The following is a 26,851-nucleotide window of genomic DNA, read 5'->3' as shown; positions in this document are numbered from 1 at the left end:
CGGGGACGGTTCGGTCATCTCGAAGGCCGGGACCGTCGCGCCCACCCGGACCGTACCGGGGCAGCCCGACGGCCAGCTGCCCTAGTCGGCGGTGGCGTGCCGTACGCCCCGCGGTCGGCCTGCCCGTACCCACCGCCGGTGCAGCAACGCGGCGATCAGCATCGTGGCCAGTAGCGATACCACCGGCGCGCCCCGTGCGACGTTCACCACCAGCGTGAAGGCGACCGCCCCGGCGGCGACGGTGTTGACCAGGAACGCCCCCCGGCGGCGCTCCCGGTGGGAGAACAGCGCCATCGCCGAGAGGCCGGCCAGGAAGCTGACGAAGACCGAGACGGCGTAGAAGAGGACCAGCCGCTGGTCCTGTGCCTGACCGGCGGCGACGACGACCAGCGCGAGGATCATGAACAGCAGCACCGCGTGGAACGGGGTGTACCAGCGGTTCGTCCGACCTAGGGCGGCAGGCAGGATTCCCACTCCCCGCCCGCCGGGCAGCCGGGTGCGCGACAGCGCCTTGAGCAGGCCGGGACCGGCCTGGTACGAGGAGCCCGCGGCGGCGAGCAGCAGCAGCGCGGTCGTCGCCTGGAAGGCCGCGAAGACCGGTGTCGGCGCCGCCACCCGGGCGAGTTCCGCGAGCTGCGTACTGTGTGGCGGCGGCACCCCGATCTGCAGCCGGTGCGCCTCGGCGGCGAAACCGATCGTGAGCACGCCGACGATGCCGATGGTGGTCCAGAGGGTGGCCCGGCCGAACCGCCGCCGCCCCGTGTCGTCGAGTTGGCCCAGCTGGGCGATCGCCGACGACGGCGCCTCCACCCCGGTGGCGAGTGCCATCGCGGCGGGGAAGGCGAGGACCACCGCCAGCACCGGGGTGTGCGGGGCGACCGTGCTCGCCGCGCCCTCCGGGCGTGGCGCGGCGAACATCCCCAGACCGAGCACCAGCAGCGCCAACGCCACGAAACCGACGGTCATCGCCGCGAACAACGCCCGCCCCACGGCGCCGAACCAGCTCAGAGCGCCGACCACGACGACGAGACCGAGCCCGATCGGCACCCGCAGCGGTGCCAGCGACGGCAGGTAGGCGATCACCGCCGCGGCTGCGGCCGCGCAGCTGATCCCGATGGTGAGCACGTAGTCGACGATCAGCGCGCCGATCGGCAGGAAAGCCCATCCCTCCCCGAACGCCTCACCGGCCGCGGCGGCGGCGCCGCCGCCGTTGGGGTAGCGGCCGACGATCTGGTGGTAATTGACGACCACCAGCGCGATGACGGCGATCACCAGCACGGAGGTGGGCAGCAGCAGCCGCAGGTCGCCGTGCAGGGCACGCAGGGCCGCCTCGATGGCGTACGCGACCGAGGACACCGGGTCGGCCATGATGGCGAAGGCGAACCCGGCCAGCAGGAACGGGTGCCGGCCCGGTCCGCGCGGCGTGCAGGTGCCAACCGTCGCGTCGCACCGCTCCCGCTCGGGCACGCCGCACCTCCCGCGACAGGCGGCCGGCCGTTGGTGACCCCGCCCTCGGACGCTAACCCGCGCTCCCTCCCCGGGGCGCGTTTTCGCCGTCGGCCGGCCCTGTCTCGAGCCGCCAAGCCCCGACTCGCCCTGGCGGATCGGGGGCGGGCAGCGCCGGGCGTACCCGGAAAAAGGGGCCGGCTCCGTGCGGAGCCGGCCCCTTTTCCGATCAGATCGTCACCAGGCGGACATGTCCGGAAGCTGGTCGATGGAGATGGTCTTCGGGTTGGCCATCGCCGTCTTCCACAGCCCGGCGACGTCCTTGCCGCTGCCGGCCCAGTCGCGCGACGCCCACACCACGAAGTACGGCCACGGCGCGTCCGAGGCCGGGTTGAGCGGGCTGAACGTCTCCGCCACGCCGGTGGTCTTCGAGCCGCTGACCGCCTTCGTGGTGTCGAAGTCGCCCCAGCTCTGGAAGTAGTCCGAGGTGACCAGGTCGACGTAGCCGTCACCCGGGTACCAGGACGCGAGCGAGCTGCCCTGGCCGCTGGCCATGCCGTTGAACACCCAGACGATGTTGTGCGCCCCGGCCCGCTGCGCCCGGTCGTAGATCAGTCGCCAGAGCTGCTTGTACGCGTCCTGGCCCTTCTTCGTCCACCACATGTAGTTGTTGTTCGCCTCGTGCAGCGGCCGGAACAGCACCGGCACCCCGGCGTCACCCATCTTCTTCAGCTCGGAGACCACCAGGTCGATGTCCTTGTAGAGCTGGGACGACGGGTTGGTCAGGTCCGGCTGGAAGTCGCACGGGGCGGAGTAGTTGCCGCCGCGTGGGCAGTACCAGTGCCACTGGAACGCGACGATGCCCTTGCGGCTCTTCGCCCAGTCGATGACCTGCTGGGTCTGGATGCTGCCCTTGGTGTACTCCATGAAGTCGAACGCCACCATCGCCGGGTAGCGGCCGGTCAGCTGCTGCACCTTGTCGGCGTCCGGCAGGTCGGTCTGGCCGCTGACGAACTGGTGGGTCTTCAGGTAGCAGATCAGGTTGCGCACCTTGGAGTTCGCCTGCGGGTCGGCGGGCTCCTGCCCACAGCTCGGGCCCGGCGGGGTGGGCGGCTTGACCGCGTACACCTCGAACTCGTAGAGCGAGTAACCCCAGGCGGTGCCGCGGGTGGTGCCCGACATCCGGACGTACCGGCCGCTCCCGGTCACCGGAACGGCGTCCAGACCGCCGTCACCGGTGGTGGTGCTGTAGACCGAGGTCCAGCTGGTCCCGTCGGTCGAGGTCTGGATCTGGTACGCCTTCCCGTACGCCGCCTCCCAGCGCAGGTTCACCTGCGCGACCGGGTACGTCGCACCCAGGTCCACCTGGATCCACTGCGGGTCGCTGTAGAGGCTGGACCAGCGGGTCCCGCCGTTGCCGTCGACGGCGAAGCCCACGGCGTTCGGGCTCTCCGTCGACGACGCGGTGACCGGCCGGTTCAACGCCAGGTTCCCGGTCGGCGTGGTGGTCGGGTTCGGGTCGACCGTCGGGCTCGGGCTGGGGGTGCCGGTCGGGCTGGTGGTCGGGGTGGGGCTCGGGTTGGTGCCGGTGTCGCCGCAGGCCGCGCCGTTGAGCGTGAACGCGGTCGGCGCCGGGTTGGCGCCGCTGAAGGTGACGTTGAAGCCGAAGTTGACCGAGCCGCCGGCCGGGATGCTCGCGTTGTAGCTGACGTTGGTGGCGGTGGCGTTCGCCCCGGACTGGGTCTTCGTGGCGTTCCACATGTCGCCGATGACCTGGTTGCCGGGGAAGGCCCAGCCCACGGTCCAGCCGTTCACGGCGGTCGCGGTGGTGTTCGTGACGATCACGTTGGTGCTCGCGCCGCCGCCCCAGGAGTTGGTGACCTGGTACTGCACCTGACAGGTGCTGGCGGCGGCCTGCGCGGCGGGGATGGTGACCAGGGCGGTGCCGAGCACGGTGACGGCTGCCGCCGCCCCGGCCAGGCAGGCCCGCGCGCGGGTGCGCTGGATCATGAGGAACTCCCGTACGGGTAGTGGATGCGGGGAGTCCTCGCCGCCCGGACGGGTCGGGTCGCCGGTTGCCTCCGGCGGACGACCCAACGAAGATGTCCACGATGGTGCGTCTTAACCGGTTAACTTGTCAATGTCAGAAGGCGATTCCACCTCAGAGGCGGAATTCATTAACCGGTCAAGGAGGCCGGTCAGGGTTTGTTACCCCGGCTGCCCGCTCACCCACCCCCTACCGGGGGACCAGCTCCGACTTGGCTCCACAGCGTGACGCCCCGCATCCAACCGCCTTCCTACCTTTGTCCCGGTCGACACCGGCGAGACGGACGGGGACACGTGGATGCGGCGCTTCAGGAAGATCGTCAGCGCCGCCGTACTGGCGACACTGCTGGTCGGCGGCTCGACGAGCGGGGCGGCGGCGAGTGGCGGACCCACGCCGGTCGGGTCGCTGCCGGGCACCGCCGCCTGGCTGGCGGACGACTCACTGGGCAGGCCACTGCCGGACCCGGCCACCGCCACGCCGTCCGAGGTGGCGACGTTCTTCCAGGGCCTCACCGATGCCCAGCGGCAGCGGCTCGTCAGGGATCACCCCGCGGTGGTGGGCAACCTGGACGGCGCTCCCGTCGAACTCCGATACGCGGCCAACGCCCCCGCCGGCGCCCGGGTCCTCGCGTACGACCCGCGGGGGCGGGGGCTGATCGCGCAGGTGATGGGTGATCTCGAGAGTGCCGAACAGATTGCGGTGATCGTCCCCGGTTCGGACATCGACCTCTCCACCTTCGACCGCACCGCACGGCGGGCCGCCGATCTCCAGGCGCAGGCGGGCGACGGCACCGCCGTCATCGCCTGGGCCGGCTACCTGACCCCCTCCGGCATCGGCCTCGACCAGGCGACGGGCCGGCTCGCCGCAGCCGGCGCCGAGCGGCTGAGCCGTCTCACCGCCGGTCTGGACGCCGCCGGCCTTCCCGACCCCACCCTCTTCTGCCACAGCTACGGCTCGGTGGTCTGCGGTCTCGCCGCCGCGCGCACCGACGCACGCGACATCGTGGTGATCGGGTCGCCCGGCATGCGCGCCGACGGCGTCACCGGGCTGCACACCGAGGCCCACGTCTGGGCGGTGAGGTCACCGGACGACTGGATCCGGCACGTCCCCCACGTCCGGTTCCTGGGCCTGGGTCACGGCGCCGACCCCACCTCGCCCACCTTCGGCGCAACCGTCCTGCCCGCCGCCGACGTCCCGGCCCACGACGCGTACTTCGACCCTGGCACCTCCACGATGGCCGCGTTCGCCGCGATCGCCGCGGGGGACCCGCGATGAAGATGCCCTGGAGGCTCGCGGCGGTCGCCGCCGTGATCGACGAGCGAACCCCCGCCTACCGTGACCGCGGCATGGACGGCCTGCGCGCGGTGGCGCTCCTCGCCGTACCAACCGGCCACTGGCTGGTCGGCGGCTTCACCCTCGACACCGACGGCGCCCTGCGCAGCGCCAGTCCGCTGGCCACGTTCGCCGCGCTGGGCCCGGCCAGTTGGTTCCTTCAGCTGCTCGCCATCTTCTTCCTGGTCGGCGGTTACTCCTCGTACCACTCCCACCAGCGCCGGACCGGCTCGACACCCGAGTGGATCCGCCGTCGACTCGCCCGCCTGGGGCGCCCCGTCCTCGGCGTCGCCGCGGTCTGGGCGGTGCTGCTCCCCGTGCTCCACCACGGTCTCGGCGTTCCGGTGTCGACGCTGCACACCGCGTCGACACTCGCCGTCCAACCGCTGTGGTTCGTCGGCGTCTACGCCGTGGTCACGATCCTCACGCCCTACTGTGTCCGTGCCTCGCGGCGCCTAGGCTCCTGGTCCGCCGCCCCGCTGCTCGGCTCCGTCGCGGTGGTCGACCTCCTGCGTTACGGCCCGTACGCCGAGGCGATGCCGTCGTGGCTGTGCCTGCTCAACCTGCTGCCGGGCTGGATGTTCGCCTACCAGTTGGGCGTGGCCTGGGCGGACGACCGGCTGGGCCGCCGGGAGTCGCTGTTCCTGCTGGCCGGCGGCGCGGCCCTGTTCGCCACCCTGCTGCTCGCCTTCCACTATCCGGCGTCGATGGTGGGCGTGCCGGGCGCGTCCCGTACCAACTCGCACCCGCCGTCCCTGCTGGTGCTGGCGCTCGCGGCCGTCCAGTCGGGCGCGGCGATCCTGCTGCGCGACCGGTTGGCCCGGCTGCTGCGGCGCCCGGCCGGTTGGCTGCCGGTGGCGATCGTCAACCGGTCGGCGATGACGATCCTCTGCTGGCACCAGACGGCGCTGCTTGCCGCCGTGATCCCCGCCGCGTGTCTCGGCGGGGTCGGCGGCCTGACCACCCCGCCGGACGAGGTCGGCTGGCTGCTGGCCCGGATGGCCTGGATGCCGCTCTTCGCCGGGCTGCTGGTGCTGATCGTGCGGTTCGCCCGGCCCCTCGAGGCCCCGTGGGACCACGTCGGGATGGCGCGTCGTGCGGCGGCGGGCGTGCTGGCGGCCGGCTTCGGCTACTTCGCCCTGGTGGCGTGAGCGATGGACCCGACATCCGACCGAGACAGGAGTACGACCGTGACGCAGTCCCCGCCGCGCACCAGCAGCGAGTTCACCTCCCTGCTGCGCGAGGTCAAGGAGCAGGACCTGCTCCGCCGGCGCACCAGCTGGTACGCGCGCGCCATCGCGGCCAACGCGCTCGGCCTGGTCGCCGTCGTCGCCGGCATGGCGCTGATCGGCGATTCGTGGTGGGTGCTCGTCCTCGCCCCCGTGCTCGCCGTCCTGTCCGCCCGGACGGCGTTCATCGGACACGACGCGGGCCACGCCCAGATCAGCGCCGACCGCGCCACCAACCGTCGCCTCGGGCTCATCCACGGCAACCTGTTGCTGGGGATGAGTTACGCCTGGTGGAACGAGAAGCACAACCGCCACCATGCCAATCCCAACCACATCGACAAGGACCCGGACGTGGCCGCGGACGTGCTGGTCTTCACCGGCCACCAGGCGGCCACCCGTGCCGGCTTCCGCGCGTGGCTGACCCGTCACCAGGCATGGCTCTTCTTTCCGCTCACACTCCTCGAAGGCGTCGCCCTGAAGCTGCACGGGCTGCGGGACCTGCGCCGGCAGAGCGGCCGGGAGCGGCTGGTCGAGGGGACGCTCCTCGTCGCCCACCTCGCCGGCTACGTCACCCTGCTCCTGACCACCATGCCGATCGCGCACGCACTCGCCTTCGCCGCGCTTCACCAGGCCCTCTTCGGCCTGCACCTGGGCATGGCCTTCGCGCCGAACCACAAGGGGATGAAGATGCCCGACCCGGCGGGCGAGCAGTGGGGACACCTGCGCCGCCAGGTCCTCACCTCCCGCAACATCAGGGGCGGCCCGCTCACCGACTGGCTCCTTGGCGGCCTCAACTACCAGATCGAGCACCACCTGTTCCCCAACATGCCCCGCCCGCACCTGAGGCTCGCCCGGCCCATCGTCAGGTCGCACTGTCGGGCCCTCGGCATCCCCTACACCGAGACCGGCCTCGTCGACTCCTACCGGCAGGCGCTGCGCCACCTGCACGAGGTGGGTGAGCCGCTGAGGGCGGGAGACGCACGTGGCTAGGCGACGCGCGGTGGTGTTTCGACCGGGGCGGTTCGACGGCGCACGTCCTGAGGCCGTCCCGCCGCACGTAGGCTGGTGGTCATGACCTTCGTCGCGGGGGGACGCCCGCGAGAGGAGGAACGCCCGCGTGCGCTGCTCGCGGAGGCTTCCCGGTGGTGGGTGCGGCTGTTGCCGTGGGGCGTGGCATTCGTGCTCTTCGTCGTCCTGCTGCCCGTCACCATCGCGGTTCTGGTGGGCGGCTACGGCCTGAACGGGGGTGTCGCGACCGGGCTGGCCATCGGCCAGACGGCACCGCTGCTGCTCGCCGTTCTCCATCCGCTACGCGCCTGGTACGTGATCTTCGCTACGGACGTGGTCGGGGCGATCGTTCTGCTCACCGTCGACGTCGAGGGGCTGGAGTGGCCGTTCCCGCCCATGCAGATCATCGGCTACGTCGGCCTCTGCCTCGCTCTCGGCCTGCGCGAGCCGCGCCGCACACTGCTGTCGGTGTGGCTGGCCACGGTGGCCGCGGGCGTCGGCCTGGAGTTCGTCAAGCCGCCCGGCGCGGGTGCCAGCAGCATCCTGATCATCATTCTCGGCGGTGTCGCACTCGTGCTCGCCGACGCGCTCCGCGAGCGGTACGAGGCCCGGCGCAAGCTGGTCGAGCAGGAGACGATCAGCGAGGTCGAGCGGGGACGGCGCACCCTGCTGGAGGAACGCGCCCGTATCGCCCGTGAGCTGCACGACGTGGTGGCACACCACATGTCGGTCATCACGGTTCAGGCGGACAGCGCGGCCTACCGCCTGCCCGGCCTGCCGGCGGACGCGCAGGAGGAGTTCGCCTCGATCGCGGCGACCGCGCGCCGGTCCCTGGCGGAGATGCGGCGGCTCCTCGGCGTGCTGCGGAACGAGGAGTCCGGGGGCGAGCTCGCCCCCCAGCCCGGCCTGGACCGGATCGGGCAGCTGGTGGAGGCGACGGCGCGGGCGGGCGTGCCGGTGGAGTTCACCCCCTGCGCGGCCGACGTGCCCGAGGCGGAGGCGCTGGCCGCGTACCGCATCGTTCAGGAGGCCCTCGCGAACGTCGTGCGGCACGCGCCGGGCGCCCCGACACGGGTGTCGGTGTCCGAGGACGGGCGGTGGCTCACCGTCGTCGTCGTCAACGCACCGCCGCCCGTGCCGCCCGCCGCGCCGCTGGAGGTGAACGACACCGGGCACGGCCTCGTCGGCATGCGGGAGCGCGCGCGCCTCCTCGGCGGCACCCTGGACGTGGGGCCGCTGCCGGACGGGGGGTTCCGGGTGGCCGCCCAACTGCCCCTGACCGAAAGGAGCGCCACGTGACGACGCGCGTCATCATCGTCGACGACCAGGCGATGGTGCGAGCCGGCTTCGCCGCGCTGCTGGCCGCCCAGAGCGACATGGAGGTGGTGGGCGAGGCCCCCGACGGGGCCCAGGGGGTCGAGCTGAGCCGGCGGACCCGCCCCGACGTCGTACTCATGGACGTCCGCATGCCCGAGATGGACGGCCTCGAGGCGGCGCGCCGCCTGCTCTCGCCCCCGCCTGGGGTGGCACACCGACCGCGCGTCCTGATGCTCACCACGTTCGACATCGACGACTACGTCTACGAGGCGCTGCGGGCGGGCGCGAGCGGCTTCCTGCTGAAGGACGCCCCACCGGCCGACCTCATCGCGGCCGTACGTGTCGTGGCCTCGGGGGACGCGCTGCTCGCCCCCTCGGTGACCCGCCGCCTCATCGCGGACTTCGTCCGGCAACGTCCCGTGGCGGGCAGGCCCGCGCTGCGGCTCAGGGCGCTGACCGAACGCGAGACGGAGGTGCTCACCCTGGTGGCCCGCGGCCGGTCCAACGCCGAGATCGCCGAGACGCTGGTGGTGGCCGAGCAGACGGTGAAGACGCACGTGAGCCGCATCTTCGCCAAGCTCGACCTGCGCGACCGCGCCCAGGCGGTGGTGTTCGCGTACGAATCGGGGCTGGTGACCGCGGGCGAGTAGCCCGACCTGGAGACGACTCAGGGCCGGTCCCCGTGGGGGCCGGCCCTGTCGTTTTTCCTGCTCAAGCGAGCGGAGGATACGAGATTCGAACTCGTGAGGGTGTAAACCCAACACGCTTTCCAAGCGTGCGCCCTAGGCCTCTAGGCGAATCCTCCGCGAGCCAGAATACAGGTCCCCGGCGACCGGGCCACCCCACCACCCCCTGAAGATCCACGCCGGGTCGGGTAGTCTTGGCGGCACCTCCCGTGCGGCGGTATCTCGTGAACCTCCCCAGGGCCGGAAGGCAGCAAGGATAAGCGAGCTCTGCCGGGTGCACGGGAGGCCTTTTTGTCTCCGGGCGCCGGTACCGTACCTGCGGGTCAGGTCACGGGGTGGTGGGTGGTCACCCGCGCCCGACCGGCGCAGAATGGCTCGGTCGAGAGGAGGCGGGACGCGTGACGCTGGCGCTCTACCGCAAGTACCGGCCGCGCACCTTCGCCGAGATGATCGGCCAGGAGCAGGTCACCGAGCCGCTGTCCCAGGCGCTGCGCAGCGGCCGGCTCAACCACGCCTACCTCTTCTCCGGCCCGCGGGGCTGCGGCAAGACCTCCAGCGCCCGGATCCTGGCCCGCTCGCTCAACTGTGAGCAGGGCCCCACCCCCGAGCCCTGCGGCCAGTGCGAGTCGTGCCGCGGGCTGGCCCCGGACGGCAACGGGTCGATCGACGTCATCGAGATCGACGCGGCCAGCCACGGCGGCGTCGACGACGCCCGCGATCTACGCGAGAAGGCATTCTTCGCGCCGGCCCGCAGCCGCTTCAAGATCTACATCATCGACGAGGCGCACATGGTCTCGTCGGCCGGCTTCAACGCCCTGCTCAAGCTGGTCGAGGAGCCGCCGGAGTACGTCAAGTTCATCTTCGCCACCACCGAGCCGGAGAAGGTCCTCGGCACGATCAGGTCGCGGACCCACCACTACCCGTTCCGGCTGTTCCCGCCGAAGGTGGTCCGGCCATACCTGGAGCAGTTGACCGAGGCGGAAGGCGTCAGGGTCGACCCGGCCGTCTTCCCGCTCGTGGTGCGCGCCGGTGCGGGCAGCATGCGGGACAGCCTCTCCGTGCTCGACCAGCTCATCGCGGGCGCCGGCCCGGAGGGGGTCAGCTACGCCCGGGCCGTCGCGCTGCTCGGCGTGACCGACTCGGCGCTGATCGACGAGATGTGCGACGCGCTGGCCGCCGGGGACGGCGCCGCCGCGTACGCGACCGTCGACCGGGTGGCCGAGGCCGGGCACGACCTGCGCCGGTTCGCCTCCGACCTGCTGGAACGGCTGCGCGACCTGATCGTCCTTCAGCAGGTGCCGGACGCCGCCGCCAAGGGCCTGATCGACGGCCCGGCCGACCAGATGGAGCGGATGGCCGCCCAGGCCCAGCAGCTCGGTCCGGCCACCCTGTCCCGGTGCGCCGACATCGTGCACAACGGGCTGGTCGAGATGCGCGGCGCCACCGCGCCCCGGCTGCTGATGGAGCTGATCTGCGCCCGGATGCTGCTGCCCGGCGCCGACGACTCGACCGGTGGCCTGCTCCAGCGCCTGGAACGCATGGAACGCCGACTCACCCTGGGTGGCGGCGAACTGCCGTCGGCCGCCGCCGGCCCCGCGCCGGTCGCGCCGGCCCCGGAGGTACGCCAGCAGCCTCCCGCCCCGACCGCGGCTGCCGCCGCGCCACCCCCGCAGACCGCCGGCGAGCCGGCGGCTGCCGCACCCCCGCAGGCCGTACCCCCGGCCGCCCAGTCCCACGGCTCGGACCCCCAGTCCCACGGCTCGGCAGCTCCGGATGCCGGCGCCCCGGCCCGCCGTCCGGTGCCGCCGTCGGCGGTGCTGCCCGATCCGGCGACTCCCGCCCCGCCCCGCCCCGGCGCGTCCGCTCCGGGCGCGCTGGACGCGGTGGCGGTCCGCCGGGCCTGGCCGGACATCGTGGCCAAGGTCAACCGGATCAAGAAGCCGGCGGCGGCGCTGATGCGGGACGCGGTGGTCCGCGACGTCGACGGCGACACGCTGGTGCTGACCGTCAAGTCGCCGGTGCTGGCGCAGATGATGGGCAATCAGACCTCCGTGCTGGCCGAGGCGCTGTACGAGGAGTTCGGTGTCCGCTGGCAGATCCGCTGCGAGGTGGCCGGCGAGCGGGGTGGCAGTGCGCTCGGCGCCCCGGCGCGGTCGTCCGCGCCGGCCCGACCGGCCGACCGGCCGCCGGCCGCTCCGGCCCAGCCGGCTTCCCCGGGCCGGGCGGACTCCGGCCGCGACGGCGCCGGTGGTCAGGGTGGCCCGGCCGGCGCTGCGTCCGGTGGGTCGAGCGGCGGTGGGTCCGGTTACGCCGGTGGCCCGAACGGTGCCGCGTCCGGTTTCACGGGCGGCGCGAGCGGTGCCACGTCCGGCTCCGCCGGTGGCCCGAACGGCGCTGCGTCCGGTCCCGTCGGCGGTCCGGGTGGCGGCGCGTACGGTGCCGTCGGGAGTTCGGGCGGGCCGGCGTCCGGCCCGGCCCGGTCGGGCGGTCCCGAGGGCGGCGCCCGCAACGGTGGCCGTGCCCCCGGTGCCGGCCCGGCAGGCGCGACGGCCAGCGGATCCGACGACGAGGACTGGCCCGAGCCGGCCCGTCCCGGCGGCAACGGCGAACGACCCGGCTCGGCCCGATCCGCGGGCGCGGACGACTCCGGCGGGGACTGGCCGGAGGCGGCCCGCCCGGGCGGAGTGCCCGCGAGCGCCCCGACCGCCAGCACCTCGACCGCCAGCACCTCGACCGCCAGCACCTCGACCGTCGGCACCCCGACCGCCGGTGCCTCGGCCGCGGCAACCCCTGCCGTGAGTGGCCCGGGCGTGAACACCGGATCGGGCTCGGCCCCGGCGGCGCCCCGGCGAGCCGGCAACGGCGCGCCGGTGAGCAGCGCGATCGCGGCCGCGCGGGCAGCCGCCGCCGCTGCCGCGTCCGGCGCCGGCAAGGGCACGCGGACCGGCCCGGAGGCGCGCAAGACCGCCGACGCGGACTGGGCGGGGGAGCCGCCGTACGACCCGGACTTCGACGGGCCGCTGCGCGGCGGTCGGGCGGGCGGGCAGCCGGCCACCCCGGCCTATGAGGGCTTCGACCCGGGAGACGAGCCGCTCGACGTGGTGATCGACGAGCGGACCGCCCGGCAGTCCAGCGAGGAGCAGGCCGTGCAGCTGCTCCGGGAGGCGTTCGGCGCCGAGAAGATCGACGAGGTGGACGCCCGCTGACCCGGTTCGGTCAGACCGTCCAGGCGGGCAGGCCGTGCGGGTGCGCCTGGGCGAGCAGCCGGTCCGGGCCGGCGCCGAGCCTTGCCCGCAGCTCGAAGTGCCGGCCGTCCGGGTCGGGCTCGAACGACAGGTAGGCGAACGGCGCGTCGCCGCCGGCCAGCCGGTCGATCTCCGCGTCGACCCGGCGCCACTCCGGCGCGGGCACGTACTGCCGCATCACCGAGTGCCACAGCACGGTGAGCGTGCCGGGCCGGGTGTCCAGTCCGGCGAGCAGGTCGGCGGCGCCCGTCGCCACCACCCGGGCGGGCAGCGCCCGGGCCAGCTCCAGCGCCCCGGCCAGCCGGGCGGCCCGGGCGGTGTTCTCCGGCCAGACGTACGCCCGCAGCGCGAGCGCGCCCTCGGCGCCGGTCGGGTCGAGCGGCGTCACGTCGCAGCCGAGCCGCTCGACCACGGTGACCTCGGGGTACGCCCGGGCGGCGTCCCGCAGCCAGCCGGGCACCCCGTCCCGCCACGCGTCGGGCAGCAGCACCGGGGAGTCGGCCGGCCCCCAGGTGAAGCCCGGCGCGGACACCCGGAACCGGTCGGCGCGCAGGTTCAGCCCGGCGCTCGCCCCGATCTCGACCAGGCGGACCGGGTGGTCGCCCAGCTCGGCGAGGGCGTGGAGCAGGCCGGTCATGAGCAGGTTGGCCCGGCCGACCTCGTTGGTCTGCGGCGGGCGGCGCAACCAGGGTCGCAGGGCGTCCCGTTGGGCGGCGACGACCGCCCGGAACGCGGCCCAGCAGTCCGCCGCGTCCGCGGCCCGGTACGCCCCACCGGCGCTCGGATAGAACCGGGCCAGTTCGGGTGCCCGCCCGGTGAGCACCAGCGCGTGCACGCCCCCGAGCAGCCGCAGCGGTACGGCGGCGTCCGGCGGCGCGTCGGCGTACCCGTCGATCGCCTCGGCGCACGGGCCGCCGGCCCGGACGTCCGCCGCGGCGCGGACCAGCAGGTCGGCGTAGCCCTCGGCGCCCATGGCCGCGCAGGCCCGGGCCTGCCGTTCCATCCCCTCGGCCGCTCGCTCCCCGGTCATCCGCAACCTCCCCGCGTCGTCTTCCGCGATCCTCGTCCCGGTGTCCGGCGATCCGGAAGACCGTGCGGCGGCGAGCCTGCTCACAACGGCTAGGCTGGGCGACGGCCGAGCGAGACGAGTGCGAGAAGGAGCCATCCGTGCGCCCAGGTGGACAGCCGAACATGCAGCAGATGCTGAAGCAGGCGCAGAAGATGCAGCAGCAGATCGCAAAGGCGCAGGCCGAGCTCGCCGAGGCCGAGCTGACCGGCACCGCCGGCGGTGGCCTGGTCACCGCGACCGTCGCGGGCACCGGCGAGCTGAAGGCGATCAAGATCGACCCGAAGGCGGTCGACCCGGAGGACGTCGAGACGCTGGAGGATCTGGTCGTCGCGGCCGTGCACAACGCCGCCGAGGCGGCCCGCGAGCTGACCGAGAAGAAGATGGGCCCGGTCTCCGGCGGCATGGGCGGCCTCGGCCTGCCCGGGTTCTGAGCCGGCAGTGTACGAAGGCGCCATCCAGGACCTGATCGACGAGCTGGGGCGGCTGCCGGGCGTGGGCCCGAAGAGCGCCCAGCGGATCGCCTTCCACGTCCTGTCCGCGGACCCGGCCGACGTCAACCGGCTGGCCGGCGCGCTGCGTAAGGTCAAGGACCTGGTCCGGTTCTGCACCACCTGCTACAACGTGTCCGAGTCCGAGCAGTGCCGGGTCTGCCGCGACCCCCGCCGCACCGACGAGGTGCTCTGCGTGGTGGAGGAGCCGAAGGACGTCGTGGCGATCGAGCGGACCGGCGAGTTCCGGGGCCGCTACCACGTGCTGGGCGGGGCGATCAATCCGCTCGAGGGCATCGGGCCGGACAACCTGCGCATCCGGGAGCTGCTGCTCCGGCTCGGCACCGGCGCGGTACGCGAGCTGATCCTCGCGACCGACCCGAACACCGAGGGCGAGGCGACGGCGACGTACCTCGCCCTGATGGTCAAGCCGATGGGGATCGCGGTCACCCGGCTGGCCAGCGGGCTCCCGGTCGGCGGCGACCTGGAGTACGCCGACGAGATCACCCTCGGCCGGGCCTTCGAGGGCCGGCGCGCCGTCTGAGGCGTACCCGATCGAGGCCGTGCGGCCGGTGCCGGATCCCCGGCGCCGGCCGTTCGTCTTCCGGGCGTGGGATCGGCCGGCCCGCCGCCCCGGGTGGCTCCCGGCCCGACCGCGTCCACTGTGGTGGTCTGACATGTGGAACTTGCTGCCGACTGTCGATGTAACAAATCGGTCAACCTGAAAACTGGGCATTCCGCTCGATTTGCCGCCGGGTGTGACACCGATCTGTGCTCCGCGCACCGGTTAAGACACGATCCGGTACCAACCGCTTCGTCGGCAGTTTCCCGGCGGTCCGAACGGGGGCTAAGGTCACCGCCATCGGTGACCCCTGTCACCACGTTGTCCGTACCCCCAAGGACGAGGTGAAGCACCATGCGTGCACCCAGGCCGAAGGCCGCCATCGCGGCCGTCGCGGTCGCGGCCCTCGCGGTAGCAGGCTGCGCCGAGAGCGACCGCGATAGTGGTTCCGGAGGTAGCAAGAAGGACACCCTCGTCTTCGGCGTCGCCGGAGACCCGAAGGTGCTCGACCCCAGCTTCGCCAGCGACGGTGAGTCGCTGCGCGTGGCCCGCCAGGTCTTCGAGACCCTGGTCCGCCCCGAGGAGGGTGGCACCAAGGTCACCCCGGGTCTGGCCGAGTCCTGGACGCCGGACGCCGCCGGCACCACCTGGACCTTCAAGCTCCGCTCGGGCGTGAAGTTCCACGACGGCACCGACTTCAACGCCGAGGCGGTCTGCAAGAACTTCGACCGCTGGTACAACGCCAAGGGCCTCATGCAGAGCCCCGACGTGACGGCGTACTGGCAGGACGTCATGGGCGGCTTCGCCAAGAACGAGAACGCCGACCTGCCGCCGAGCCTCTTCAAGTCCTGCACCGCCAAGGACGCCACCACGGTCGACCTGGCCTTCACCCGGGTCTCCAGCAAGATCCCGGCCGCCCTGATGCTGCCGTCGTTCTCGATCCACAGCCCGAAGGCGCTGGAGGAGTTCGACGCGAGCAACGTCACCGGCACCGCCGAGGACATCAAGTACCCCGCGTACGCGATGGAGCACCCCACCGGCACCGGCCCGTTCAAGTTCAAGTCCTGGGACGTCGCGAACAAGACGCTCACCATCGAGCGCAACGACGACTACTACGGCGACAAGGCCAAGCTGAAGACCATCATCTACAAGACGATCTCGGACGAGAACGCCCGCAAGCAGGCGCTCCGCTCGGGTGACATCCAGGGGTACGACCTGGTCGGCCCGGCCGACGTCGACCCGCTGAAGAAGGAGGGCTTCAACGTCCTCACCCGCCCGGCGTTCAACGTCCTCTACCTGGCCATCAACCAGAAGGGGAACCCGAAGCTCGCCGACATCAAGGTCCGGCAGGCGATCGCGTACGCGCTGAACCGTCAGGCGCTGGTCGACTCGAAGCTGCCCCCGGGCGCCAAGGTCGCGCTGAACTTCATGCCCGACACCGTCGAGGGCTGGAACGGCGACGTCACCAAGTACGACTACAACCCGGAGAAGGCCAAGCAGCTGCTGGCCGAGGCCGGCGCGCAGAACCTGACGCTGAAGTTCCACTACCCGACCGAGGTCACCCGGCCGTACATGCCGAACCCGAAGGACATCTTCGAGCTGCTCTCGGCGGACCTCCAGGCGGTCGGCATCAAGGTCGAGGCCATCCCGCTGAAGTGGAGCCCGGACTACCTCAACGCCACCACCTCGGGCAGCAAGCACGACCTGCACTTCCTGGGCTGGACCGGTGACTACGGCGACGCCTACAACTTCATCGGCACCTTCTTCGACCGGCCGAAGGACGAGTGGGGCTTCAACAACCCGCAGCTCTTCGCCCAGTTCAAGGACGCCGACACCACCGCCGACGCGGCGGAGCGGGTGGCGAAGTACAAGGAGCTCAACAAGGCGATCATGGACTTCCTGCCGGGTGTGCCGATCTCGCACTCCCCGCCGGCGATCGTGTTCGGTAAGGACGTGACCGGGATCAAGGCGAGCCCGCTCACCGACGAGCGGTTCGCCACCGCCGAGTTCAAGTAGTCCTGACCTGACCTGAGGCACCGAAATGCGGGCGGGCGCTGGATCCACAGCGTCCGCCCGCACCCCTCCGCACCCCCTTCGAGGCCGCCGTGTTCCGCTTCATCGTCAGACGCCTGCTACAGCTGATACCCACGCTGTTCGGGCTCTCCGTCCTGCTGTTCATCTGGCTGCACCGCCTGCCCGGCGGGCCCGAGACCGCGATCCTCGGTGAGCGCGGCACCCCGCAGATGCGCGCCGCGATCCGGCGCAGCCTCGGCCTCGACGAGCCGATCCTGGTCCAGTACGCGCGCTTCCTGCGCCGCATGATCAAGCTGGACCTCGGCACCTCGACCTCCACCAAGCGGGCCGTCACCACCGAGTTCCTGGAGCGGTTCCCCGGCACCGTCGAGCTGACCATCATGGCGATGGTCATCGCCATCGGCATCGGCATCCCGCTGGGCTACCTGGCCGCCCGCCGCCGCGGCCGGTTCCTCGACCACGCCTCGGTCGGCGGCTCGCTGATCGGCATCTGCATCCCGGTCTTCTTCCTGGCGTACGTGCTCAAGGCGATCTTCGCCGAGAACCTCGGCTGGTTCCCGTCCAGCGGCCGGCAGGACCCGACCATCGGGGCGACCCGGGTCACCAACTTCTTCGTCCTCGACGGCGTGATGACCCGCGAGTGGGACGCCGCCGCGGACGCCCTCTGGCACCTGGTGCTGCCGGCCGTCGCGCTGGCCAGCATCCCGCTGGCGATCATCGTCCGGATCACCCGGGCGAGCGTGCTGGAGGTGCTCAACGAGGACTTCGTCCGCACCGCCGAGGCCAAGGGCCTGACCGAGCGTACGGTCCGGGGCCGGCACGTGCTGCGCAACTCGATGCTGCCGGTGGTCACCTCGATCGGCCTGCTCACCGGCGGCCTGCTCTCCGGCGCCGTGCTGACCGAGACCGTCTTCGCGTACGGCGGCATCGGCGCCTTCATCTACGAAGCGATCAGCCAGCGCGACTATCCGGTGCTGATGGGCTTCATCCTGATCATCGCGGTGGTGTACGTGCTGGTGAACCTCATCGTGGACCTCTCCTACAGCGTGATCGACCCGAGGGTGAGGGTGCGATGACCGTCACCGCTGGCAAGAAGCGCGAGAAGCTGGACCGGCTCGCCGAGCTGGCCGCCCGGGAAGACGAGCAGGGGGTGAGCCTCTGGAAGGAGGCGTTCCGCCGGCTGCGCCGCAACCCGGCCGCCATCGTGGGGGCGGTCATCCTCACCCTGTTCGTCCTGGTGGCGGTGATCGGGCCGTTCCTCGTCCCGCACCCGCCGGAGGCGCAGCTCTGGAAGGGCGAGGTCCGCCTCGGCGACTTCCCCGGACCGCGGGCGGAGAACTGGTTCGGCACCGACCAGCTCGGCCGGGACGAGTTCAGCCGGATGGTCGTGGGCGCCCGGCAGACCCTGCTGGTCGGCGTGGTGTCCACCCTGATCGGCCTCGCCGTCGGCTCGCTGATCGGCGGCATCGCCGGCGCAGCCGCCGGCCTGGGCGGCCGGTGGGGCCGGGCGGTCGACAACGTGCTCATGCGCTTCATCGACATGCTGCTGGCCATGCCGAGCCTGCTGCTCGCCATCAGCATCGCGGCGCTGCTCGGCGCCGGCCTGACCACCGTCATGATCGCCGTCGGTGTGGTCTCCGTGCCGGTCTTCGCCCGGCTGCTGCGCGGCTCGATGATCGCCCAGTCGAACAGCGACTACGTCCTGGCGGCCACCTCGCTCGGCGTGAAGAAGCCGAAGATCGCGCTGACCCACGTGGTGCCGAACTCGCTCGCCCCGGTCATCGTCCAGGCGACGCTCACCCTGGCCACCGCGATCATCGAGGCGGCGGCGCTCTCCTTCCTCGGCCTCGGCAACAACGACGCCTCCATCCCGGAGTGGGGCGTGATGCTCGCGGACGCACAGTCGTACCTCGACTCGGCGCCCCGGCTGGCGGTCCTGCCCGCCCTCGCGATCATCGTCACCGCGCTCGGCTTCACCCTCCTCGGTGAGGCGATGCGCGAGGCCCTCGACCCGAAGCTGCGGAAGTAGGTCTCTCATGTGTGAAGCGCGAGGAGTGAGCTTGCGAGCCCCGCAGTCGCGAACGGAGGACCGGTAATGGCACTGCTCGAAGTGGACGACCTCTCCGTCACGTTCGCCCGGCGCGGTCAGCGTACGGTCAACGCCGTCGACGGGGTCTCCTTCTCGGTCGACGCCGGCGAGGTGGTCGGCCTGGTCGGCGAGTCCGGCTGCGGCAAGAGCGTCACCTCGCTGGCCATCATGGGTCTGCTGCCCAAGCAGCCCGGCCTCAAGGTCGGCGGCAAGGCGGTCTTCGACGGCACCGACCTGCTCCAGCTCGACGACCGGTCCCGGCGCGACATCCGGGGCCGGGACGTCGCGATGATCTTCCAGGACCCGCTCTCCTCGCTGAACCCGGTGATCCCGATCGGGTTGCAGGTGACCGAGGTGCTCACCCGGCACCGGGGGATGAAGGGCGCGGCGGCGGAGAAGGAGGCGGCGGCCCTGCTCGACCGGGTCGGCATCCCCGACCCGCGCCGCCGGTTGAAGGAATACCCGCACCAGCTCTCCGGCGGGATGCGACAGCGGGCCCTGATCGCCATGGCGGTGGCCTGCCAGCCCCGCCTGCTGATCGCCGACGAGCCGACCACCGCGCTGGACGTCACCATCCAGGCCCAGATCCTGGAGCTGCTCAAGGAGCTGGTCCGCGACTCCGGCACCGCGCTGGTGATGATCACCCACGATCTCGGTGTGGTGGCCGGCATGTGCGAGACCATCAACGTGCTCTACGCCGGCAAGGTGGTGGAGACCGCCCGCCGCCGCCCGCTGTTCCGCGAGCCGCGCCACCCGTACACGGTGGGGTTGCTCGGGTCGGTGCCGCGCCTGGACGCCGGGCGCGGCGAGCGGCTCAACCCGATCCCCGGCTCGGTACGCGACGTGCTGCCCTGGGCGGAGGGCTGCGCCTTCGCGCCGCGCTGCGACCGCCGGGTGGACGAGTGCGTGGACGGGCCGCCGGAGCTGGTGCTCGCCCACGACGGCCGCAGCTACCGGTGCGTCAACCCGGCGCCGGTGCCCGGGGTGACCCCGGACGAGGCGCAGGCGCTCTACCGGGACGCCCCGGCGACCGGCGGGGACGCGGTGCCGACGGCGGCCCAGCCCGGTGCCGTGCCGGCGCAGGCCGTCCCGAACGACCCGCCGACCGTGCCGGGCTTCGCCGGCGCCCCGCGCGAGGAGGAATCATGACCGACGACGACATCCTCGTCGAGGTACGCGACCTGAAGGTGCACTTCCCGATCAAGCGGGGGGTGATCTTCGACCGGACGATCGGGCACGTCAAGGCCGTCGACGGGGTCGACCTGCGGATCCCGCGCGGGAAGACGTACGGGCTGGTCGGCGAGTCCGGCTGCGGCAAGTCCACGCTGGGCCGGGCGCTGCTCCAGCTCAACCCGCCCACCGGCGGCGAGGTCGTCTTCGACGGGGTGGAGCTGGGCAAGCTGCCCGCCGGCAAGCTGCGGTCGATGCGCCGCCGGATGCAGATGATCTTCCAGGACCCGATGTCCAGCCTGGACCCCCGGCAGAACGTCGAGTCGATCCTCACCGAGGGGCTCCAGACCCACGGCATCGGTGGCAGCCGGGACGAGCGGCGGAAGCTCATCGGCGAGACGCTGGACAAGGTCGGGCTGCCCCGCTGGGCGCTCTCCCGCTACCCGCACGAGTTCTCCGGCGGCCAGCGGCAGCGGATCGGCATCGCCCGGGCCCTGGTGCTCGGACCGGAGCTGATCGTCGCCGACGAGCCGGTCTCCGCCCTGGACGTCTCCATCCAGGCCCAGGTGGTCAACCTGCTGGACGAACTCCAGGACAACCTCGGCCTGACCTACCTGGTGATCGCCCACGACCTGGCCGTGGTCCGGCACATCTCCGACACCGTCGGGGTGATGTACCTCGGCGCGCTGGTCGAGGAGGCGCCCAGTGACCGGCTCTACACCGAACCGCTGCACCCGTACACCCGGGCGCTGATGTCGGCGGTGCCGGTGCCGGACCCGGACGTGGAGGACCGCCGGGAGCGGATCCTGCTCGCCGGTGACCTGCCCTCGCCGGCCAACCCGCCGTCGGGCTGCCGGTTCCACACCCGCTGCCCGTGGGCGCAGCCGACCCGCTGCGCCGACGAGCGGCCTGTGCTGCGCGAGATCGGCGCCAGCCGGGTGGCCTGCCACTTCGCCGAACAGATCGCCAGCGGCGAGCTGCGCCCGCACAAGGTCGCCGTCCAGCTCAGCCGCCCGGCGGGCGAGGGCGAGGACCCGGGCGTGGTCTCCGCCCCGAGCGAGCCCGGCTCGTACGTCTGACAGCCCGGAACAGCCGGACGCGGCCCCACCCGATCCCGGGCGGGGCCGCGTCCGTTCCGCCTCAGCCCTCCGGGCGGTTCAGCAGGGCCACGGCGATGGCGTGGACCGCGTCCAACCCGGCCGGGTCGGCCAGCGGCGCCGTGCCGCCGGTGACCGCGTACCACTCGTCGGCGTCCTTGTACTGCACCCGCAGGGTCACCTTGCCGTCAACGTACTCGGTGCGCAGGGTCAGCTCACCGGTGACCACGCCCACCTCGTCGGTCATCACCCCGCCCGGGCCGGCGGTCACGTCGGTGGTGCGGTTCTGCGGGGTGCCCCCGGCCTCCTTCGCCACCGGCTCACCGGCGGGCGGGGCGGGTGGCGCCTCGGTGGCCGCCCGCGCGGCGGCGGCGTCCCCGCTGCCGGTGGCCGCCGCGGCGTCGTCCCCGGTGGCGTCCGGTGTCCGCTCCGGGGCGGGTACGTCCTCGGCGCCGGTCACGGCCTGCTCGCCCATCAGCATTCCTCCAACATGTCGGCCAGGGCGGACTTCTCGGTGCTGGTCACCGTCAGCCGCCAGTAGTGCTTGACGGTCACCCAGCGCTCCGCGTACGTGCACCAGTACGAGCGGCTCGGCGGCTTCCACTGGGCGGGATCCTGGTCACCCTTTGCCCGGTTGGACGTCCGGGAAACCGCGATGAGCTGCGGCCGGGTCAGGTCGTTGGCGAAGTTGCCGCGCTTCGCGTCGTCCCACTCGGCGGCGCCGGTACGCCACGCCTCGGCCAGCGGGACCGTGTGGTCGATGTCCACCTCGATCGGGTCGGTGAGCACCTTGCCGTCGTACACGCTCTCCCAGCGGCCACCCACCACGTTGCAGCCGGAGAGCTTGATGTTCTTTCCGTCGCGCTTGAGGACGCTGTCCCGGACGTCGCAGTTGGTGCCGGTGTCCCGCCAGTGCGGGAAGCGGTCCCGGCTGTAGCCGCGCATCGTCGTTTCCTTGGCCACGGTCAGCTGGTCGAGCTGGGTCCGGACGTTGCCGTTCACCGTCGGGGTCGCCTCCGGCTGGTCGACCTCGACCGGGACGCACCCCGCCACGCCGAACGCGAGCGTCACGGCCAACGCGGCCGCTCCGGCTCCTGATCTGCTACGCACAGTCGACACCTCTCCAGCTTGCTCGGTTGCCGCGAGTCCGCACAGTACCCAGCGGTGCTTTCGGCGATTCCTGGCGGGAAGGACGCGGTACGGGGGAGATTGGACGAATGACGGCACCCGCTCCCGCGCTGCGCACCGGATCCGCCGCCGGGCGGGGCACCCTGCTCGCCGCGATCCTCGCCTCCGGCATGGTCTTTCTGGACAGCACCGTCGTCAACGTGGCCCTGCCCCGGCTCGGCGCCGAGCTGGGCGCCACCGTGGCCGGTCTGCAATGGACCGTCAACGGCTACCTGCTGATGTTGGCGGCGTTCGTGCTGCTCGGCGGGGCGCTGGGGGACCGGTTTGGCCGGCGCCGGATCTTCCTGCTCGGGGTGGTCTGGTTCGCGGCCGCGTCACTGCTGTGCGGGCTGGCCCAGGACACCGGCCAGCTGATCGCCGCCCGGGTCCTCCAGGGCGCCGGCGGCGCGCTGCTCACCCCCGGCTCGCTCTCGGTGCTCCAGGCCAGCTTCCACCCCGACGACCGGGCCAGGGCCATCGGCACCTGGTCCGGACTGTCCGGGGTGTCCACCGCGCTCGGCCCGCTGCTCGGCGGCTGGCTGATCGACACCCTCTCCTGGCGGTGGATCTTCTTCATCAACCTGCCGCTGGCCGTGGCGGTGGTGCTCGCGGCCCTGCGCTGGGTCCCGGAGAGCCGGGACGAGGACGCCTCCCGGGCCGGGCGGCGCAAGTTCGACGTCGCCGGTGCGCTGCTCGGCGCGCTGGGCCTCGGCGGCATCACGTACGCGCTGATCGACGCCCCGGCCCGCGGCCCGCGCTCGCCGGCGGTGCTGGCGGCGGTGCTGGTCGGCGTGGCCGCCGCGGCGGCCTTCGTGTGGCTGGAGCGGCGGCGCGGCGAGGCCGCGATGCTGCCCACCACCATCTTCTCCAGCCGGCTCTTCTCGGTGTTGAACGTCTTCACCGTGGTGGTGTACGCCGCGCTCGGCGGCTTCACCTTCTTCCTCGCCGTCTACCTCCAGAACGTGCTGGGCTGGTCGGCGTTGCGCACCGGCCTGGCCACCGTCCCGATGACGGTGCTGTTGCTGCTCGGGTCGGCCCGGGCCGGCGCGCTCTCCGCCCGGATCGGTCCCCGGCTGCCGCTCACCGTCGGCCCGGTGGTCGCCGCGGCCGGGCTGCTCCTGCTCCGCGCGGTCGGGCCGGGCGCCTCCTACTGGACCGACGTGCTGCCCGGGGTGGTGCTCTTCGGCGCCGGACTGACCCTGGTGGTGGCGCCGCTGACCGCCTCCGTGCTGGCCGCCGTGGCGGACCGGTTCGCCGGGGTGGCGAGCGGCTTCAACAACGCCGCGTCCCGGGCCGGTGGCCTGCTCGCGGTGGCCGCGCTGCCGCTGCTGGTCGGCCTCTCCGGCACCGGGTACGAGCAGAAGGCCGACCTGACCCACGCGTACCGGGGGGCGCTGGCCTGGTGCGCGGGGGCGCTGCTGGCCGGGGCGGTGCTGGCCGCCGTGCTGGTGCACCGGCCGCACCGGCAGGCCCCCGGCGGTCAGCCCTGCCCGTCGCTGCCCGCCTCCACCCCACCCGACCGGAGGAGGTGAGGAGGGGCCCCGAACAGGGCCCCTCCTTGCGTCCTCAGCGGTGGGCGCGGTTGACGGCGCTGGTGACCGCCTTGATCGAGGCGGTGACGATGTTCGCGTCCATCCCGACACCCCAGACGGTACGGCCGTCCACCTCGCACTCCACGTACGCGGCCGCCTGCGCGTCTCCGCCGGAGGAGAGCGCGTGCTCGTGGTAGTCGAGGACGCGTACCGCCACGCCGAGGTACTGCATCGCGTTGACGTACGCGTCGATCGGGCCGTTGCCGATCGCGGCGAGCGTCCGGGCCCGCCCGGCGTGGCGCACGTTGGCCTCGATCTCGACCTTGCCGTCGACCGTGCCGAGGTCGTACCCGGCCAGCGTGACCGCCGGGTCGACCTGGTGGTCGAGCAGGTAGTTGCTGGCGAAGATCTCCCACATGGCGGCCGGCTCGACCTCGCCGCCGTCGTGGTCGGTGACCTGCTGCACCACCCCGGAGAACTCGATCTGGAGCCGGCGCGGCAGGTCCAGCTGGTGCTCGGACTTCATGATGTACGCGACGCCGCCCTTGCCGGACTGCGAGTTGACCCGGATGACCGCCTCGTAGGTGCGGCCCAGGTCCTTCGGGTCGATCGGCAGGTAGGGCACCGCCCAGGTGAACTCGTCCACCGGCACCCCGGCCGCCGCGGCGTCGGCGTGCAGGGCGTCGAAGCCCTTCTTGATGGCGTCCTGGTGCGAGCCGGAGAAGGCGGTGTAGACCAGGTCGCCCGCGTACGGGTGGCGCTCGTGCACGGGCAGCTGGTTGCAGTACTCGACGGCCCGCTTGACCTCGTCGATGTTCGAGAAGTCGATCATCGGGTCGATGCCCTGGGAGAACAGGTTGAGGCCCAGCGTCACCAGGTCGACGTTGCCGGTCCGCTCGCCGTTGCCGAACAGGCAGCCCTCGATCCGGTCGGCGCCGGCCAGCAGGCCCAGCTCGGCGGCGGCCACGCCGGTGCCCCGGTCGTTGTGCGGATGCAGGCTCAGCACCAGGCTGTCCCGCCGGGGCAGGTCTCGGTGCATCCACTCGATCGAGTCGGCGTACACGTTCGGCATGGCCATCTCGACGGTGGCCGGCAGGTTCACGATCAGCTTGCGGTCCGGGGTCGGGTCGATCACGTCGATCACCCGGGAGCAGACCTCCAGCGCGTACTCCAGCTCGGTGCCGGTGTACGACTCCGGGGAGTACTCGTAGTGGATCTCGGTGTCCGGGGTGTGGATCTCGGCGTACTTCTGGCAGAGCCGCGCGCCCTGGGTGGCGATGTCGGTGATGCCGTCGCGGTCCAGGCCGAAGACCACCCGCCGCTGCAGCGTCGAGGTGGAGTTGTAGAAGTGCACGATGGCTTGCTTCGCGCCGCGCAGCGACTCGAAGGTCCGCTCGATCAGGTGCTCCCGGCACTGGGTGAGCACCTGGACGGTGACGTCCTCCGGGATCAGGTCCTGCTCGATCAGCTGCCGGACGAAGTCGAAGTCGGTCTGGCTGGCCGACGGGAAGCCGACCTCGATCTCCTTGTAGCCCATCTGGACCAGCAGCTGGAACATCCGGCGCTTGCGCTCCGGGGACATCGGGTCGATCAGCGCCTGGTTGCCGTCGCGCAGGTCGACCGCGCACCAGCGGGGCGCGGCGTCGACGTGGCGGGTGGGCCAGGCGCGGTCGGGCAGGTCGACCCGGAACTGCTGCTGGTAGGGCTGGTAGCGCCGGAACGGCATCCGGCTGGGGCGCTGCCGGGCGATCGGATCGTTCTCGGCGTCGACGGCGGGTTGAGCCATGGCGGAGTGCTCCCTGGAACAGGTGGCGTCAGCAATCGGAAGGTGTCGGCGGGGCCGGGCGACGATGCCGGGCGGTGCCGATGGATTGTTCGGATCTGCTGGACGGCGCGGTTCGACTCCGCGACGAGGTGCCGGCCGTCAGGCCTCGTCGCGGCGACCAAGGAGAAGGTACGCCCGCCACATGTCAGGGTCACCCTACGTGCTGGGATCAGGGTTGGTAAGGCGCGTCCGGACTATGGGACCGGAGTCACCGTCTCGGGTTCCGGGCTCGGCGTACCCAGGCGCCGGGTCCGCCCGGTCCACGCCACCGCCGGCGCGATCGCCAGCCCGACCAGCGCGAAGATCGCCGCCATCGGGTACCAGCCCCAGCCGCCCGTGGTCACACCGAGCGCGGTCAGGCCTGCCGGGGCGATCAGGAACTGCACCTGCGAGCCGAGCCGGAGCGCCCCCACGTACGCGCCTCGCTGGGCGGCCGGCGGCAGAGTGGCCGTCAGCCCCCAGGCACCCGCCGACTCGATCAGCTCGGCCAGGATGAGCAGCGTCGCGGCGGCCACCAGCACCACCACCGTGAGCCCGCCTCGAGTCACCCCGGAGATCGGCAGGACCAGGCAGAACAGGGCGATCAGCAGGGCACCCCGGCGGGACGCCCGGGCGGCCCCCGGCGCACTGTCCGCACCCCGGCTGGCGCGTACCTGGAGCAGCACGATCAGGACCGTGTTGAGCAGCACCAGACCGGCGATGAGAGCCTTCGGGGCGTCGGTGTGGGTCAGGATCCACAGCGGCATCACCGTCAGGTAGAGCGTCTGGTGGGCCGTGAGCAGCCCGCTGAGCAGGGAAACGGTCATGAACGGACGGTCCCGCAGCACAGTGAACCGGCTCATCGGTTCCGCTGGCCGCTGCACCTCGTGGAGCCGGGGCAGCCGCCGTACGAAGATCGCGGTCACCAGGAACACCGTGGCGATGAACCAGACCATCCCCCGGTACGCCGCCATCGTGTCCACCGCCAGCACCAGGCCGCTGATCACCGCGCCCAGCCCGAACCCGACGTTCAGCAGGGACCGCTGGTAGGCCATCGCGGTGACCCGGTCGGCCGGGGCCAACGCGTTGATCGAGTAGACCTGCCGGGCCACCCCGCCCGCCGCGTCCACCAAGGCCAGCGCGACGACCACGGCGAGGAATCCGACGAAGCCCCCCACCGCGGGGTAGGTGGCGAAGAGCGCCGCCTCCAGCACCAGCCCGACCAGCCAGACCCGCTGCGGGCCGTACCGGTCGGTGAGCGCGCCCAGCGGCACCGTGCCGAGCAGCGAGACGCCCGCCGAGACCGACAGGCCCAGGCCGACCTGGGCCGCGCTGAGCCCCAACGCCCGGGTGAAGAAGACCGCGCTCCCGGCGTGGAACAGACCGCTGCCGACGGCGTACACCATGGCCTGCACGGCCAGGGCGCGGATCAGGCCGGCGGGCGGTACGACGTCCCGGACGGCGGTGCGGATGGTGTCTCTGGCCCCCATGACCGGTCAGCCAACCGTGCCCCCCACCAACGGGTCGAG

General features: G+C 72.4%; 21 protein-coding genes, 1 tRNA gene and 1 other RNA gene. 15 read left to right on the top strand and 8 right to left on the bottom strand.

Going from position 1 to position 26,851, the window contains the following annotated elements:
- Positions 1–81: 81 nt before the first annotated feature.
- Positions 82–1,467 (bottom strand): APC family permease, encoded by a 1,386-nt coding sequence (locus GA0074704_RS01770; protein ID WP_197697583.1) that lies wholly within the window; start codon positions 1,465–1,467, stop codon positions 82–84.
- A 216-nt stretch (positions 1,468–1,683) separates the two neighbouring features.
- The gene (locus GA0074704_RS01765; protein WP_088968874.1) at positions 1,684–3,456 is read right to left on the bottom strand and encodes a glycosyl hydrolase; all 1,773 of its coding nucleotides are present in this window, start codon (positions 3,454–3,456) and stop codon (positions 1,684–1,686) included.
- A gap of 334 nt (positions 3,457–3,790) precedes the next feature.
- Between GA0074704_RS01765 and GA0074704_RS01760 the strand changes: the two genes are divergently transcribed.
- The 5 genes from GA0074704_RS01760 (at position 3,791) to GA0074704_RS01740 (ending at position 9,029) form a co-directional block, all read left to right on the top strand.
- Positions 3,791–4,768 (top strand): alpha/beta hydrolase, encoded by a 978-nt coding sequence (locus GA0074704_RS01760; RefSeq protein ID WP_088968873.1) that lies wholly within the window; start codon positions 3,791–3,793, stop codon positions 4,766–4,768.
- Positions 4,765–5,976 (top strand): acyltransferase family protein, encoded by a 1,212-nt coding sequence (locus GA0074704_RS01755; RefSeq protein ID WP_088968872.1) that lies wholly within the window; start codon positions 4,765–4,767, stop codon positions 5,974–5,976. The genes GA0074704_RS01760 and GA0074704_RS01755 overlap by 4 nt, the downstream gene beginning before the upstream one ends.
- Before the next feature lie 39 nt (positions 5,977–6,015).
- The gene (locus GA0074704_RS01750; RefSeq protein ID WP_231926727.1) at positions 6,016–7,044 is read left to right on the top strand and encodes a fatty acid desaturase family protein; all 1,029 of its coding nucleotides are present in this window, start codon (positions 6,016–6,018) and stop codon (positions 7,042–7,044) included.
- Between the two features lie 81 nt (positions 7,045–7,125).
- The gene (locus GA0074704_RS01745) at positions 7,126–8,361 is read left to right on the top strand and encodes a sensor histidine kinase (protein WP_088968870.1); all 1,236 of its coding nucleotides are present in this window, start codon (positions 7,126–7,128) and stop codon (positions 8,359–8,361) included.
- Positions 8,358–9,029, top strand: a complete 672-nt coding sequence (locus GA0074704_RS01740; RefSeq protein ID WP_088968869.1) for a response regulator — start codon at positions 8,358–8,360, stop codon at positions 9,027–9,029. The genes GA0074704_RS01745 and GA0074704_RS01740 overlap by 4 nt, the downstream gene beginning before the upstream one ends.
- Positions 9,030–9,099: 70 nt before the next feature.
- Here GA0074704_RS01740 and GA0074704_RS01735 read toward each other — a convergent pair.
- Positions 9,100–9,184: transfer RNA gene (locus GA0074704_RS01735), tRNA-Ser, on the bottom strand.
- 82 nt (positions 9,185–9,266) lie between these two features.
- Between GA0074704_RS01735 and ffs the strand changes: the two genes are divergently transcribed.
- Positions 9,267–9,356: signal recognition particle sRNA small type (ffs, locus tag GA0074704_RS01730), an RNA gene on the top strand.
- A gap of 107 nt (positions 9,357–9,463) precedes the next feature.
- Positions 9,464–12,271: a DNA polymerase III subunit gamma and tau gene (locus GA0074704_RS01725; RefSeq protein ID WP_088968868.1), complete on the top strand. Its 2,808-nt coding sequence runs from the start codon at positions 9,464–9,466 to the stop codon at positions 12,269–12,271.
- Between the two features lie 10 nt (positions 12,272–12,281).
- Here GA0074704_RS01725 and GA0074704_RS01720 read toward each other — a convergent pair whose 3' ends face one another.
- Positions 12,282–13,340: a DUF2332 domain-containing protein gene (locus GA0074704_RS01720; protein WP_088968867.1), complete on the bottom strand. Its 1,059-nt coding sequence runs from the start codon at positions 13,338–13,340 to the stop codon at positions 12,282–12,284.
- Between the two features lie 161 nt (positions 13,341–13,501).
- On the opposite strand from GA0074704_RS01720, the gene GA0074704_RS01715 reads away from it, so the two are divergent.
- The 7 genes from GA0074704_RS01715 (at position 13,502) to GA0074704_RS01685 (ending at position 20,801) form a co-directional block, all read left to right on the top strand.
- Positions 13,502–13,810: a YbaB/EbfC family nucleoid-associated protein gene (locus GA0074704_RS01715; RefSeq protein ID WP_218104976.1), complete on the top strand. Its 309-nt coding sequence runs from the start codon at positions 13,502–13,504 to the stop codon at positions 13,808–13,810.
- 7 nt (positions 13,811–13,817) lie between these two features.
- A complete protein-coding gene (gene recR / locus GA0074704_RS01710) occupies positions 13,818–14,411 on the top strand; it encodes a recombination mediator RecR (RefSeq protein WP_088968865.1) in 594 nt (197 codons plus the stop codon).
- 372 nt (positions 14,412–14,783) lie between these two features.
- A complete protein-coding gene (locus GA0074704_RS01705; protein ID WP_088968864.1) occupies positions 14,784–16,445 on the top strand; it encodes an ABC transporter substrate-binding protein in 1,662 nt (553 codons plus the stop codon).
- 89 nt (positions 16,446–16,534) lie between these two features.
- Positions 16,535–17,539 (top strand): ABC transporter permease, encoded by a 1,005-nt coding sequence (locus GA0074704_RS01700; RefSeq protein WP_088968863.1) that lies wholly within the window; start codon positions 16,535–16,537, stop codon positions 17,537–17,539.
- Positions 17,536–18,492, top strand: a complete 957-nt coding sequence (locus GA0074704_RS01695; protein ID WP_088968862.1) for an ABC transporter permease — start codon at positions 17,536–17,538, stop codon at positions 18,490–18,492. The genes GA0074704_RS01700 and GA0074704_RS01695 overlap by 4 nt, the downstream gene beginning before the upstream one ends.
- Before the next feature lie 66 nt (positions 18,493–18,558).
- Entirely contained in the window at positions 18,559–19,701 is a 1,143-nt protein-coding gene (locus tag GA0074704_RS01690) for an ABC transporter ATP-binding protein (RefSeq protein WP_088968861.1), read from the top strand.
- On the top strand, positions 19,698–20,801 hold the full coding sequence (locus tag GA0074704_RS01685; RefSeq protein ID WP_088968860.1) for an ABC transporter ATP-binding protein: 1,104 nt from the start codon (positions 19,698–19,700) through the stop codon (positions 20,799–20,801). Before GA0074704_RS01690 ends, GA0074704_RS01685 begins: the two co-directional genes overlap by 4 nt.
- A 61-nt stretch (positions 20,802–20,862) precedes the next feature.
- Here the strand turns inward: GA0074704_RS01685 and GA0074704_RS01680 are convergent, their stop codons facing one another.
- Both GA0074704_RS01680 and GA0074704_RS01675 read right to left on the bottom strand, forming a co-directional pair.
- A complete protein-coding gene (locus GA0074704_RS01680; protein WP_088973379.1) occupies positions 20,863–21,294 on the bottom strand; it encodes a hypothetical protein in 432 nt (143 codons plus the stop codon).
- The gene (locus GA0074704_RS01675) at positions 21,294–21,929 is read right to left on the bottom strand and encodes an HNH endonuclease family protein (protein WP_088968859.1); all 636 of its coding nucleotides are present in this window, start codon (positions 21,927–21,929) and stop codon (positions 21,294–21,296) included. Before GA0074704_RS01675 ends, GA0074704_RS01680 begins: the two co-directional genes overlap by 1 nt.
- A 107-nt stretch (positions 21,930–22,036) precedes the next feature.
- Here GA0074704_RS01675 and GA0074704_RS01670 point away from each other — a divergent pair, with 107 nt between their 5' ends.
- Complete coding sequence (locus GA0074704_RS01670) at positions 22,037–23,518, top strand: MFS transporter (RefSeq protein WP_088968858.1); 1,482 nt, start codon at positions 22,037–22,039, stop codon at positions 23,516–23,518.
- Positions 23,519–23,552: 34 nt separating this feature from the next.
- Here the strand turns inward: GA0074704_RS01670 and leuA are convergent, their stop codons facing one another.
- Positions 23,553–25,304, bottom strand: coding sequence for a 2-isopropylmalate synthase (gene leuA / locus GA0074704_RS01665; protein WP_088968857.1), 1,752 nt, complete (start codon positions 25,302–25,304; stop codon positions 23,553–23,555).
- Between the two features lie 233 nt (positions 25,305–25,537).
- Positions 25,538–26,812 carry an MFS transporter gene (locus GA0074704_RS01660; RefSeq protein WP_088968856.1) on the bottom strand — a complete coding sequence of 425 codons (1,275 nt, stop codon included), beginning with the start codon at positions 26,810–26,812 and terminating at the stop codon, positions 25,538–25,540.
- Positions 26,813–26,851: the final 39 nt, after the last annotated feature.

This window comes from Micromonospora siamensis (assembly GCF_900090305.1).
GTDB lineage: Bacteria > Actinomycetota > Actinomycetes > Mycobacteriales > Micromonosporaceae > Micromonospora > Micromonospora siamensis.
This window is presented reverse-complemented; position numbering and strand designations above follow the sequence as displayed.